The sequence below is a fragment of the Actinoplanes ianthinogenes genome (genome assembly GCF_018324205.1).
In the GTDB taxonomy this organism is placed as follows: domain Bacteria; phylum Actinomycetota; class Actinomycetes; order Mycobacteriales; family Micromonosporaceae; genus Actinoplanes; species Actinoplanes ianthinogenes.
Map to the genome: position 1 here is coordinate 8,919,088 of NZ_AP023356.1, position 12,919 is coordinate 8,932,006.

At 70.1% G+C, this 12,919-nt stretch carries 12 protein-coding genes; 6 read left to right on the top strand and 6 right to left on the bottom strand.

The features are described from left to right. Positions 1–309: 309 nt before the first annotated feature. Complete coding sequence (locus Aiant_RS40310; protein ID WP_229829951.1) at positions 310–981, top strand: class I SAM-dependent methyltransferase; 672 nt, start codon at positions 310–312, stop codon at positions 979–981. Positions 982–1,058: 77 nt separating this feature from the next. After that, positions 1,059–1,703: a TetR/AcrR family transcriptional regulator gene (locus tag Aiant_RS40315; RefSeq protein WP_229830017.1), complete on the top strand. Its 645-nt coding sequence runs from the start codon at positions 1,059–1,061 to the stop codon at positions 1,701–1,703. Between the two features lie 19 nt (positions 1,704–1,722). Here the strand turns inward: Aiant_RS40315 and Aiant_RS40320 are convergent, their stop codons facing one another. The 4 genes from Aiant_RS40320 to Aiant_RS40335 all read right to left on the bottom strand — a co-directional run bounded on the left by Aiant_RS40320 (position 1,723) and on the right by Aiant_RS40335 (position 6,533). Then, entirely contained in the window at positions 1,723–2,148 is a 426-nt protein-coding gene (locus Aiant_RS40320) for a DoxX family protein (protein WP_212846716.1), read from the bottom strand. 148 nt (positions 2,149–2,296) lie between these two features. Next, on the bottom strand, positions 2,297–2,692 hold the full coding sequence (locus Aiant_RS40325) for a hypothetical protein (RefSeq protein ID WP_189329913.1): 396 nt from the start codon (positions 2,690–2,692) through the stop codon (positions 2,297–2,299). A 30-nt stretch (positions 2,693–2,722) separates the two neighbouring features. Beyond that, positions 2,723–4,732, bottom strand: coding sequence for a hypothetical protein (locus tag Aiant_RS40330; protein ID WP_189329914.1), 2,010 nt, complete (start codon positions 4,730–4,732; stop codon positions 2,723–2,725). Positions 4,733–4,802: 70 nt separating this feature from the next. Further along, positions 4,803–6,533 carry a tannase/feruloyl esterase family alpha/beta hydrolase gene (locus tag Aiant_RS40335; RefSeq protein ID WP_189329915.1) on the bottom strand — a complete coding sequence of 577 codons (1,731 nt, stop codon included), beginning with the start codon at positions 6,531–6,533 and terminating at the stop codon, positions 4,803–4,805. Between the two features lie 184 nt (positions 6,534–6,717). Between Aiant_RS40335 and Aiant_RS40340 the strand changes: the two genes are divergently transcribed. From Aiant_RS40340 to Aiant_RS40355, 4 genes are all read left to right on the top strand, one after another. Further along, a complete protein-coding gene (locus Aiant_RS40340; protein WP_229829953.1) occupies positions 6,718–7,836 on the top strand; it encodes a low temperature requirement protein A in 1,119 nt (372 codons plus the stop codon). Between the two features lie 63 nt (positions 7,837–7,899). Further along, the gene (locus Aiant_RS40345) at positions 7,900–9,243 is read left to right on the top strand and encodes a peroxidase family protein (protein ID WP_189329917.1); all 1,344 of its coding nucleotides are present in this window, start codon (positions 7,900–7,902) and stop codon (positions 9,241–9,243) included. 26 nt (positions 9,244–9,269) lie between these two features. Next, positions 9,270–10,139, top strand: a complete 870-nt coding sequence (locus tag Aiant_RS40350) for an RNA polymerase sigma-70 factor (RefSeq protein WP_189329918.1) — start codon at positions 9,270–9,272, stop codon at positions 10,137–10,139. 21 nt (positions 10,140–10,160) lie between these two features. Further along, complete coding sequence (locus tag Aiant_RS40355) at positions 10,161–10,514, top strand: sigma-70 family RNA polymerase sigma factor family protein (RefSeq protein WP_189329919.1); 354 nt, start codon at positions 10,161–10,163, stop codon at positions 10,512–10,514. 55 nt (positions 10,515–10,569) lie between these two features. Here the strand turns inward: Aiant_RS40355 and Aiant_RS40360 are convergent, their stop codons facing one another. Both Aiant_RS40360 and Aiant_RS40365 read right to left on the bottom strand, forming a co-directional pair. Then, positions 10,570–11,310, bottom strand: coding sequence for an SDR family oxidoreductase (locus Aiant_RS40360; protein ID WP_189329920.1), 741 nt, complete (start codon positions 11,308–11,310; stop codon positions 10,570–10,572). A 136-nt stretch (positions 11,311–11,446) separates the two neighbouring features. Further along, on the bottom strand, positions 11,447–12,889 hold the full coding sequence (locus Aiant_RS40365) for a sialidase family protein (protein ID WP_189329921.1): 1,443 nt from the start codon (positions 12,887–12,889) through the stop codon (positions 11,447–11,449). Between the last annotated feature and the right edge of the window lie 30 nt (positions 12,890–12,919).

Genomic DNA, 12,919 nt, shown 5'->3' on the forward strand with positions numbered 1-12,919 from the left:
GCCCGGTGCCGGGCCGCCCGGTTGTGGTTGCCCGGCACGGGCTCCCGAGACGTTCCGCAGTGGAAAAGCGTGTAGTACCGGAGAGCTACGCGACCGTCGAAGAAATCTGTTGCCGGTCGCGTTTCCGCAGTTCGAAGCAGTATTGCCAAATGATATTGGGGTGTGATTACAGGCCGTTTTCCGGCATTTAGATTCGAAGATCAGAAACGACGCCCACGTCGCTTCGAATCAGTTCGGAAAAACGGAGGTCAAGTGTCCCACCCGTCGATCGAGTCACGCGCCACGCCGACCGGTATCACGCTTACGCACGTGACGGACCTTTACCGCAAATACGAGAACGACCTGCGCCGGGTCCGTGCCGAGCAGCGCGCCCTGCGCCACCGCAACCCGACACTGAAGGCGCAGCTCGACGATCTGGAGGCGGAGATCACCTATCTCCTGGTGCGGGACACCCGGCCGGGCGTGATCGTGGAGATCGGGTCGCTGCACGGCTGGTCGACGAACTGGCTGCTGCGGGCCCTGCGCGACAACGGCACCGGCCGGCTGTTCACTCACGACCTGATCGACAACGCCCGTCGCAACGTCGCGCCCGAGCTCGCCGCCGGCCGGTGGACGTTCGTGCGGGGGGACGCCCGGCAGAGCCTGCGCGACCATGGCCACGACATCGACTACCTGTTCATCGACGCCGCGCACACCGCCGCGTTCGCCCGGTGGTTCGTCGGCGAGCTGTTCCCCACGGTCGGCTCCGGGGTGCCGGTCAGCGTGCACGACGTGTTCCACGGGCGCCGGCCCTGGCCGCTGAGCGAGGGGAGGGTCGTGCTGTCCTGGCTGGCGCGGCGGGAGACGGCGTACTTCACCGCGTCGCGGGCCGCGGCACCGGCGGTCAACGAAGCGCTCACCACGCTGAAGGCCGGCCTCGACCTGAGCGAGCGGGTGCACCACGGCCGCGACGATCCGATGCTGTTCTTCCGCATGCCCTGACCGGGCAGGCGTGGTCGCGCAACGCGACCCGGTCACCGAACGCCGCAGGTCACCGGCTCGCGTAAGCTGGCCGGGTGATGACCGGCAAGGGCCGGCGCCGGGGTCCGCGCACCGACCTCGACGTGCGCGCCCACCTGGTGTCGGTCGCCGAGCGCATGTTCGGCGAGCAGGGACTCGACCTGGTGTCGGCCCGCGCCGTGGCCCGCGAGGCCGGCGTGGCACCCACCGCCCTGGCCTATCATTTCCCGGCCGGCAAGCCCGCGCTCGTGCGTGCCGTGGTGGACCGCCGGATGGACCTGGTCGGCGAGGCCATGCGAGTGCGGCTGCTCGCGCTGCTGGAGCGCGGCGGCGAGGTGACCCCGGCCGAACTCGTCGAGGCCGTGCTGATGCCCACGGTGGACCTGCTCCGCAGCGACCCGGCCGGCGGCTTGCGCTGGATGCGCATCATCGCCCGGCTCCGGCTGGCCGAGGACCCCCTCTGGGTCGAGGCCGTCAGCGGCGGCCCCCGGCTCGACGAAATCCTCATCGAGGTGGCGGCCCGCGTGCTGCCCGGCCTCGACCGGGCCGAGGTGCTGACCCGGGTGGGCATCGCCGTCTTCTCCGTCTTCGCCCTGCTGGTGGGCGCCGATCAACTGGTGGGAGCGGCGCCCGGGGCCGAGGCCCTCGACGATGCGTTCGTGGCCCACCTGGTGCGTTTCGCGGCGGCCGGCATCCGAGGCTGAGCCGCCGACGCGGACCGGGTCAGGCCGTGGCCTGCGGCGCAGCGGCATCTGCCGGCGACCCGCGCACGAGCCGCACCAGCAGCCGCCAGCCGCCGGACGGGAACAGGGCCCACGCCCACAGCAGAGGCTCGACGATGAGGCGCCCCAGGCGGGCCTGGTCCGTGTTCAGGCCGAAGCCGTCGACGTGGTCGAGGTACTGCCAGATGTTGCCCGGGAAGACCGCGATCAGGAAGAGCGTCATCACCAGGCCCGTCAGCGCGCGCCAGCGGCGCAGGAAGATCACGCTCGCGCCGATCAGGATCTCGAGGACCCCGGAGATCAGCACCACGACGTCCGGATCGGCGGGGAACCAGTGCGGGACCTGAGCCTGGAACTCGGCCCGGGCAATGGTGAGGTGGGTGATGCCGGCACCGAGAAGCATGGCCCCGGCCAGGACCTGTAGCACGAAGGCCACCCTGCCCTGCGGTTCGCGCGAGACGGCTCGGGCGGTGGACAACAATTTGTTCACGTGTACAAATTAGCAGGGAAGGCGGCTTCGCCGAGAAGTGGCCGTGGTGCCGGCGCACTTCCCGGCGAGGTGCTGGTCGGCGGGGCTACAGGTTGTTGATGCGGGCCAGCAGCTCCGCCTCGGTCAGGTTCTCCAGGACCGCGTCCTGCTTGCGGCCGAGGATCTCCAGCAGCTTCTCCTTCTCCAGCTTCTTGGCGGCCGCCGCCTTCGCCGCCTCGTCCTGCGCGAGGCGGAAGGCGATGACGTGCTTGACGACCTCCAGCTTGGTCTCCAGGGTCGCCTTGGCCGGATTGGTCTCGGTGGCCACGAACGACTCGGTGTCGATGGCCTTGAGCTCGGCGTTCACGGCCTTGGCCACGTCGTCGAGGCTGAAGCCGGACTTGGCCGTCAGAGGGAGATCCCACAGCTGTTCCGTGGTCAGCAGGCCCTTGGTCGACGGGTAGCGGAACTTCTCCCGCGTGGCCTTCTCGAAAATGGTCACGGTGGCCCCTCTCGGATGTCGGGCAGGAAATCAGAACTGAATGCTGATGAGGCGGCGCCGGCCGCCGGTCATGGTCACCTTGGCGGTCACCGCGTTGCGGACCGTGGAGCTGAAGCCGAGGCCGGACAGCTGATCCGCCGACGGCTCGCACTTGGTGCGGTCGCCGAGAACCTCGAACACCTTGCGGTGCGGTTGCAGGTCGCGGCGGAGGAACTCGTTGTAGATCCCCCGGGTCGGCTGGTCGTTCACGCACCCTTTCAGCATGAAGAAGTAGTGGCGGTTGCCGACCTCGTTGTCGTCGAAGTAGTTCGGCGAGTACATGATGGTCGACACCGGCACGAACTGTTCGGTGGTGATGCCCCACACGTCCTTGGCCGCGTTGCCCCGCCGCATGTCCTTGCCCGGCCGGAAAGCGGTGATCACCTCGCCGGTGACCGTCATCCGGCCCACCTCGACGGTCTGCTGGTGGCCGACCGCCTGCTCGTAGCGGTAGTGCTCGATCCTCCCGTTGCTCTCGGTCTCGATCACGAAGCCGACCCCGCTGCTCTCCCGCTTGTTGTACTGGTTCACCTCGATCCGGTACTCGCCGTCGGGGACCTTGCCGGCCCAGGTGACGTTCTCCACCGGCTCCCGGGAGAACGCCCCGCCCGCGTTCATGTCGACGTCCAGCTTGTTGCGCTTTTCCCGGTACCAGATGTGGTCGCCGTTGGGCTCGAACACGTGCAGGTCGAGGTCGTCGTGGTTGAACCAGGACAGGCTCACCCGCAGCTTGCCGGTGACGTTGCCGCCGGCCCGCTTGACCTTCTCCTTGATCGAGTCGGTGACGTTGCCGCCGTAGGACCAGGCGAATTCGTTGTCCCAGAGGAACAGTCGTGGTGCGGCCGGGTGCCGGCCGGTGGTGAGACTGACGAAGTGCGGTTCGTGGCTGTTGGCGACCCACAGGTCGATACTCGTGGCGGCCGGCAGGACGTCCTTCATGAAGGTGACCACCGGAATCTCCTCCGGCTTCGCCTCACGCAGGCGCGCACCCGAGGACCCGGTGGTGGCGGCCTGCATGAGCAGCCCTTCGATGCCGTCCTTCATGCGCGACTGGGTGTCGTTGTCGACCCACAGCACGTTGGTGACCGACACGTCGGACAGCCGGGCGAACCGTCGCTGCAACGACTCCTCGATGCCCAGTTCGTCGATGGTCTTCATGGCGGCCTTGACCATCGCCGGGGTGATCAGCGCCTTGGGCCGCTGGTAGTTGTGCGGTGCCACCTTCGTCTCGAACGACCGGACCGCCTGCTCCAGGTCGACGCCCGCGGAGAGATCCTGGACGAGGGTGCCGATCACCGTGTTGCGGAACCGGGCCGCCGGGTTCATGGCGTTGGCGAACACGAAGGCTCGTGCGTCGCTCGCCTGCGCCCACCGGTTCTGCAGCGACCGGAACTCGGTCACCGCCCGGCGATGTTCCGCGCCGCGGTAGAGGGCGTTGTCGTCGATGAGGTCGACGACGGTGTCCAGGGCGTCCCGGGTCAGCTCGGCCAGGCCGCGCTGGAAGACCTGCACCGTGGTGTCGAAGCTGCCCTGTGCCGCGCCGACGTCCTCGGTGCGGTGCCGCTTGGCCACCGGGCCGTGCAGGTGGTGCCACACCTCGACCTGGCCGTCACGCAGCGTCCGGGTCGTCCTCGTGCCGTACTGGGTCTGGGTGGACCGGAAGACGGTGGACAACGGCAGCGTCCTGACGAATGCGTCCATTGCGGCGGCGACCACGGAGAAGACCGGGTCGGCTGCGGACACCCCGGACCATAGGGTGCGGATCTGTCCGTCGTGAATCTCGACGACGGTGCCGAAGTTCTTGATGAAACCGCGGCAGGTCGAGCAGTCGTACTCGGACCGCTCACGGAATCGGAGATTGGTGCCGGCGGGGAAGGAATCGAGAAAGGTGAGCCAGAGGGAGTCCCGGTCGAGGCCGTCGCCGGCCACGTACAACTCGCCCTTGGACATCGTGGACAGACGGGTCGTCACATCCGCTACGAACTGCTGGAAATCGCTCACGTGTCATCCCCTTTGAACACCGGAGATCCTAGGGAGCGCAAGCAATCGGAGAAACGTATTTCCGGCCGTCCTACCGTCCTGGGGTGCAGATCCAGCGGCCGTTGCGCCAGCCGCAGGTCTGCTCGTAACCGGAGCGGAACGACCCGAGCCAGGCGATGTCGTCCCGGTACCGCGTGGGCGGCGCCGTCCGGGCGAAGTTGGCCGCGTCGTCGATGCTGCCGCTCCCGTCGTAGCGGGCGACGGCCGGATAGGGGTAGACCGGCCGGGTCCGCACGACGGTGTCGTCCTGGCGCTTCGTGGCGACGAGCCGGTCGGGTGCGACGCCGTCCTCGACCCAGGCCATGGCCGGGGTGAGCGCGTCGATCGCGTCCGGTCCCTGGCCGTCACCGCAGTGGGCGACGCCCGGCAGCATGAACAGGCGGGCGAACTTCTGCGTGGCGTCCGTCCCGCCCATCCGCTCGACGAGGGCATGGTAGTAGGCGATCGTCCCGTAGGGCGAGATCGCCGGATCGGCCCAGCCGTGCCAGAGCAGCAGTTTCCCGCCGGCGGCGCGGAAGGCCGTCAGGTCGGGATCGCTCGCGTCGTAGATGCCGGCCCGCTGGTAGATCTCGGCGAATGTCGCCGAGTCGAAGTGCAGGTCGTGCAGCGTCATCGCCGGCCGGGCGGACGGGTAGGCGAGGTACTTCAGCGCGTTCGTCGCGTTGCGCTCGGCCACGGCCGGGTCACCGCCGGCGGTCGGGGTCACCCAGTGGGCCCAGTTCGCTTCCGAGCCCACGGGCTCACCGCCCGGATACATCCGCCGGCCCCGCTCATCGCGCGGCCCGTCATAAAGCTTGCGTACGGCCTCAGCCTGCACGTCGGTGAGGCAGTCCGCCCGGTCGGTGCCCGCCGGGCAGCGCAGACTCCGCGGATCGAACGCGCAGGCACGAGGGTCGTCGATCTGGCCGTCGGCCAGCCCGTCCCGCGCGTCGCACTCGCGCAGGACGGCGGCGTGCAGCGCGGGAAGCTTGGCGGCGGTCAGGATGGGCCGCCCCCGCGCGTCGGTGTTCGCCGTGGCGTGCCAGCCCGTGGACCAGACGATGAGCGAGGTGAGCAGCGACGCCGGGGCGCCGGCGACGATGCCGTCGAAGTCGTGCGGGTAGCGCTGCGCCTCGGTCAGCCCCTCGTGGCCGCCCTGCGAGCAGCCGTCGAAGTAGGAGTATCGCGGGCCCCGCCCGTAGTAGAGCGCGATGATCCGTTTGGTGACCAGGGCGACGACGTGGTCGGCCCGGTAGCCGAAGTCGACCCGTAGCTGCGGGTCGGCGCCGAACGTCGCGTCGAAGCCGGAGACGCCGACGTGCCCCTGGTTGTTGGTGGCCAGGACGAAGTCGCCACGGCTCAGCGGCACGCACCCGTCCGACGCGTCGGCGTAGAAGTCGATGGACCCGCAGAGCGATGCGCACCCGAGTTGCAGATAGCGCTGCCGCCACGTCGTGGTCGGGAGGAACACGTCGAACTGGATCTGCGGCGCGACGGTTCCCTTGACCTCGCAGGCCGCCGAGCCGTCCGGCGAGGTCGTCTCGGTCGCGGACCCGATGACCGCCGGGGCGCCGGGAGTTCCCGACAGGTCCTGCCCGGCGAGGGCCGCGCAGTCGATCCTCGGCAGCACCACGGCAAGGTCCGAGGACGACCCGGCCGCTCCGGCCCCGGCCGCCGGGGGCGCGGCCTGGGCGCTGCCGACCATCACAAGGACGGCGAGCACGACCGGCAGCGCCCGGAATCCGGCGGTGCGGGTGGCCCGGCCCGATACACGAGCGCGCATGCGTGTCCTCCCCGTTTCGCGGCGTACTGCGAGTGCACGACACGAGCACGGAAAGCTAAATATGGTGGCGAGCGGCGTGTCAATACCAAAGTGGACAGCCGGCGGGCTCGCCGGGTGTCACGAACCCGGGTGTTCTCCGGTCCTGCATGACATGACCTCGACTGTTCCCGGCCGGCTGCGGCCGATGAGAGCGCGCCGCGCCGACGAGCCGCACCGGGTCGCGACGCCGCTGGAGCTCTTCTTCGACCTGTGTTTCGTGGTCGCCGTCGCGCAGGCGGCCGCGCTGCTGCACCAAAGCGTCGCCGGGCACCACGTCGCGCACGGCCTTCGGAGCTACCTGATGGTGTTCTTCGCCATCTGGTGGGCGTGGATGAACTTCACCTGGTTCGCGTCGGCGTACGACACCGACGACGACCTCTACCGGCTGGTCACCATGGTGCAGATCGCCGGTGTGCTGGTGCTCGCGGCGGGTGTCGGTCCCGCGTTCACCGACGGCGACTACCAGGTCGTCACCGCGGGCTACGTGGTGATGCGGCTGGCCCTGGTCACGCAGTGGCTGCGCGCCGCGAAGGCCGACGCGCCCCGCCGCCGGACGGCGCTGCGGTACGCGACCGGTGTGACCGTGGCGCAAGGGCTCTGGCTGCTGAGCCTGCTCGCGCCGCACGAGTGGTCGCTCGGCGTGTTCCTGCTGCTCGTCGTCGCCGAGCTCGCCGTGCCGGTGTGGGCGGAACTCGCTCCCGGTGGGCCGACCACCTATCACCCGCATCACATCGCCGAACGGTACGGCCTGTTCACGCTCATGGTCCTGGGTGAAGCGGTCGCCGCTGCCACGATCGCGTTCCGCGACGGCCTCGACAAGACGGCGCAGCACCCGGCCGGACTGCTGCGGCTCGCCGTCGCCGCCGTGGTGATCGTGTTCGCCCTGTGGTGGCTGTACTTCGACCGGCCGGTACGCCGCCGGTTCGCCTCCTTGCGAGCATCGCTGTCCTGGGGATACGGGCACTACTGCGTGTTCGCGGCCGCAGCCGCGGCCGGCGCCGGTCTGAGCGTGGCCGTCGACCGGGTGACCCATCCCGCCGACGTCACCGGCAGGCTGGCGGGGTACGCGATCGCCGTGCCGGTGGCGGTCTATCTGCTGGCCCTGTGGTTGCTGCTGATCCGCCCGGAGGAGCGCGGCCGGCACCGGCTGCTGCTTCCCGGTGCGGCGCTCCTCACGCTCGTCACGCCGCTGCTGCCGGTCCCGATCGAGTCGCTGGCAGCCCTTCTCGTCGCGCTGGTCACGCTGCGGGTAGCCGCCCGTTGACCGCCTGAGGAAAATCGCCCGGGATGCTGTCACAGACCGGCCGGGCGCCCGGTCCTAGTGGGTATGACGACACCTGATCACTGTCTCAGCCTGGTACGCGCCGCCGACCGCCCGCTCGGGACGGCCCGGTACGGGCGCATGTTCGCCGGGCTCGATCCGCTGGGCGTCGCCTCCGAGCAGTTGACGCGGGCCGGGGACGCCGGCGGGATCTGCGACGCCGCGGCGGTCCTCGCCGCGCCGGGCAGCCATGACGACGGCCGCGAGGCCGCCGGATGGCCGTTCTTCGGTCAGCTGGTGGCACACGACATCACCGCCGACCGTTCGCCGCTGACCACCGATGCCGCCGCGCCGCGCAACGCCCGGAGCCCGAGACTCAACCTGGAGACCGTCTATGCGGACGGCCCGATCGGCTCGCCGTTCCTGTTCGACCGCGAGGACCCGGACAAGTTCCTGCTCAGCGCGGACGGCGCCGACGTGCCGCGCAACAACCAGGGTGTCGCGCTCATCGGTGATCCCCGCAATGACGTCCACCTGTTCTCGCTTAGCCTGCACGTCGCGTTGCTGCACGCGCACAATCGCATCGTCGACCGGCTGCGCCGCGAAGGTGTCCCGGCGGCCGACGTCTTCGATCAGGCGCGGATCTGCCTGACCTGGCACTACCAATGGGTCGTGGTGCACGACTTCCTGCCCCGGGTGGTCGGGGCCCAGCTGGTCGAGGAGGTGCTCAGCGAGGGAGCACGGTGGTACACGTCGTCGCCGTCGCAGGCCTTCATCCCGCTGGAGTTCGCCGACGCGGCGTTCCGATACGGGCACGGTCAGATCCGGTACGCGTACCGTCTGATCGCGAACGGCCCGCAGGTGCCGCTCTTCCCGGACCTGGTCGGTTTCGGTCCGCTGCCCGCGGACCGGCGGCTGGACCTCGCGCAGATCTTCGACGTGCCCGGGCAGCCGGCCGCGCAGCGCGCCAAACGCCTGGACGGCCGGCTGGCGGCCGGCCTGATCGGGCTGCCCGCGCAGGTCACCGGCGGCGCCTACCACTCGCTGGCGGCTCGCGACCTGCTCCGGGGCGAGACCACCGGCCTGTCCAGCGGCGAGGCGGTCGCCGCGGTCATCGGAGCGCAGCCGCTGAGCGCGGACGAGCTCGGGTACGACTGGCCGCACGGCACGCCGTTGTGGTTCTACATCCTCAAAGAGGCCGAGCATCGCGGTGGCGGTGACCGGCTGGGCCCGGTCGGCGGCCGGATCGTCGCGGAGGTGCTGATCGGGCTGCTCAGAGCCGACCCGGTCAGTTACCTGAGTCTGGAACCGGACTGGACACCCACCCTGGCGGCACCGTTCGGGGTGACGGACCTGCTCATCGGTCGTGACACCGGCGCCCGCGCGAGGATCGGCGCGGTCGATGTCTGAGGATGGGACGACCGGAGGGGACGACGATGGAACTGAGTGACCTGGACGAGGCCGCGACCGTGTTCACACAGGTGCGCCCGCGCCTGTTCGGGATCGCTTATCGGATGCTCGGCAGCGCCGCCGAGGCCGAGGATCTGGTGCAGGACGTGTGGCTGCGCTGGCAGAACTACGACCGTGACACCGTGCAGAACCCGGCGGCGTTCCTGGCCACGACCACCACCCGCCTCGCGATCAACCACCTGCAATCGGCACGGGTACGCCGGGAGACCTACATCGGTCCGTGGCTGCCCGAGCCGGTCGACACCTCAGCCGACCCCTACCTGGGTGCGGAGACCGGCGACGCCCTCGAATTCGCGGTGCTGATCCTGCTCGAGAAACTGACGCCCACCGAACGGGCGGCCTACGTGCTGCGGGAGGCGTTCGATTATCCGTACGCTCAGATCGCCGTCATCCTGCAGACCAGCGAGCCCGCCGTGCGGCAGTTGGTGAGCCGGGCCCGCAAGCACGTGAACAGCCAGCGCAAGGCGCCCGTCGAGGTCGGGGCCCAGCGCGAGCTGCTGAGCGCGTTCATCACAGCGGCCCGCGCCGGCGACCTCGCGGGCCTGGAGAAACTGTTCGCGGCCGACGTCGCCAGCATCACCGACGGCAACGGCGCCAAGCACGCGGCCCGCCGGGTGGTCGAGGGCGCCACACCGGTCGCGAAATTCGTGGCGGCGTTCTCCTCGTTCTGGTGGGACGGTGTCGAGGCCCGGTTCGTCACCCTCAACGGCCGGCCCGCCGCGGTGCTGGAGCACGCCGGCGGCATCAAGGCGGTGCTGACCCTCACCGCGTCGGCGGACGGCATCGACCACCTGCTGTGGCTGATGAACCCGGACAAGATCGCGGCCGTCCGCTGAGCGGGCCATGAGGGGTGGCTGATGGAGACGATGCTCCGTCTGGCCGGCGCGTGCGTCGCCGGTGACCTCGGCACGGTCGAGGCGCTGCTGGCCGCCGACGCGGTGGCCGTCTGCGACGGCGGCGGCCTGGTGCCGGCGGCCACGGGTCCGGTGCGCGGCGCCGGCGAGGTGGCGCTGCTGCTCATCGGTGTGCTGGGCCGGCCCGGCACCGACCTGAGCGTCGAGGATGTGAACGGGCGGCCCGGGCTCGTGCTGCGCCGCCGGGACGGCACGGCCGTGGCTGTGGTGGCCGCCGCCCGATGCGGCGCGACGCGCCTGACAACGCTGTGGATGGTGCTGAACCCGGCGAAACTGCACGGCTGGCACCGCGGGTGATCACACCCGACGGCAAACGGCCCGCACCGGATGGTGCGGGCCGTCGCTGGATCGCCTACTTCTTGGCCGCGAGCCACTCGCCGAAGGTGGTCGCGGCGAGGTGGGCGTCGCCCTTGGCGATCAGCGCGTCGCCCGGCACCGCGGCGAACATGCCCGCCGTGGGGTCCACCACGACCGGGCGGTGGTCCCCGTTCGCCTCGAGCGCGATCCGGCCGAGTTCGTCGAGCGTGAACACCTCCGGGCCGGCGACGTTGCGGTAGCCGTTCAGCGGCGCGCCGACGCTGACCTTCGCCACCTCGGCGGCGATGTCGGCCGAGGCGAGCGGCTGCACCGGCGTCGCGGGCAGGCGCACGGTGTGCTCGTCGGAGGTCCACGACAGCACCGCGGGCACGAACTCGAAGAACTGCGTGGCCCGCACGATCGACCACGGCACCGGTCCCGCCTTGAGGATGTCCTCCTGCAACACCTTGGCCCGGTAGTAGTCCAGGCCGGGCACCTGGTCGACCCCGACGATCGACAGGATCACCGCGTGCCCGACGCCCTGGCGCTGGGCGGCGGCCACCATGTTGTCCATCGTCGTACGGAAGAAGTCCGGCGACTTGTCGTCGAAGGTGGGCGAGTTGGTCAGGTTCACCACCACGTCGGCACCCTTCAGACCGTCATCGAGCCCCTGGCCGCTGAGCAGGTCGACGCCGCTCGACGGCGACAGCGGCACCGCCTCGTGCCCGTGGTCGGAGAGCAACCTGACGACCTGGGAGCCGATGAGGCCGGTCCCGCCCAGCACTGCGATCTTCATGCGAACCACAACCTTTCGCTGTCACTGCCTTGTCACCGAGTTGACCGGACAGCCTCGCGAGTTGTGACACGCCGCGGCGCCTCGAGGATCGCCGGCACAGCGGCAGAGCGCGCTGTGCCGGCGATCTCGATCAGAATCACCGTGCAGTTGCTTGAACGGTGCGGTGCTGGGTGGTGGATGTGGTTGCCGCCACGTCCGCCGCGGCGGTGTTGGTGCCGCCGGTGACCGCGAGGCCGCCGGTCGGCACCGACATGCCGAGATGCAGTGTGCTGCCGGTGGGCGCACTGGCGACCGGCAGGATCGGGTAGGCGTTGCCGCCGCCGCGTACCGAGGTGGAGATGTAATCGCCGAACATGCGTCCCTGGGAGGTGTTCGGGATCCAGGAGAGGTTCATCGGGCCGGCCAGCTGAGTCGCGCTGCTCCACGAGCTGCCGCCGTTGGTGGACGAGATGAACCCGGCGTCGAGCACGCACGTGGACGCGGTGCAGGACGCGGTCGGATAGAAGTAGTACGTCAGCCCGATCCGTGCGGACGTACCCGAGGTACTGGAGTCGACGCCGATCCCCGGCGTGAAGTGGTCGACCGTGCTGCTGGTGGCGTCGATCGGCACCCGGGTCGGCGCGGCCCAGGTCGTCTCGCTCGTCGACTTGGCGACCACGATGTCGTTGCTCGGGCAGCCGCTGCGGAACCGGCAGTCCGACCAGCTGACGTAAACCGTGCCGGCGGCGTCGGCCTCGGCGCTGGGCAGCGGTTCCTCGCGCAGGCCGCCGTTGGGGTCGTGATGGCTGATCGCGCTGACCTGGACCGTGGAGTTCCAGGAGGCGCCGCCGTTGGTGCTGCGGAACGAGCGGATCGTGTCGGACAGCGACAGGTACGGCACGATGACGTGGCCGTTGGGCAGGACGACCGGCTGCCCGCCGAGGCCGGTGTGGCTGCCGCCGGGCGCGAGGGCGGCGCCCCAGGTGGCGCCGCCGTTGGTGGAGGTCTTCATCCGGATCGAGTCGCCGGCGGTGGTGATGTCGTACTCGGTGTAGCAGTTGCCGAAGAACGGGCTGCTCGCGGTGTTGTCGCAGACGATCCAGTTCTTGTCCAGCGACCCGGTCGCGGTGGTCACCGGGTTGCCCCAGGTCAGCCCGCCGTCGGTCGACCGGCTGGTGAGCACGTTCACGGTGGAACCGCTGATGCCCAGGCTGGAGATGAGCCAGACGTTGTGCCGGGCGTCGAAGGCGACCGCGGCATCGCTGGCCTGCCCGAAGGTGCCGCCGCCGCTGGTGGTGATACCGGGCAGGAAACCCCTGGTCCAGGTGGCGCCGCCGTCGCCGGAGCGCGACCACCCGATGTTCGAGGCGCCACCGCCGGAGACCCGGCCGACCTGGAACGCGGAGACGATGGTGGTGCCGAACGCGAAGGTGTCCGGTTCCACCTCGCTCTGGTGCTGCGCCTGGGCATCGGTGTACGGGTCGGTGCTGACCGTGGTGAGCGCGACGTTGGCCGCGGCCGGCACGGCGGTCATCAGCAGGAGTGCCGCAACCGCCGGCACCGCGAGGGCTGTCAGCCGGGCGATGCGGGTGAGCGACACAGACGGTACGCGTACGAAAGAGGGTTGTGG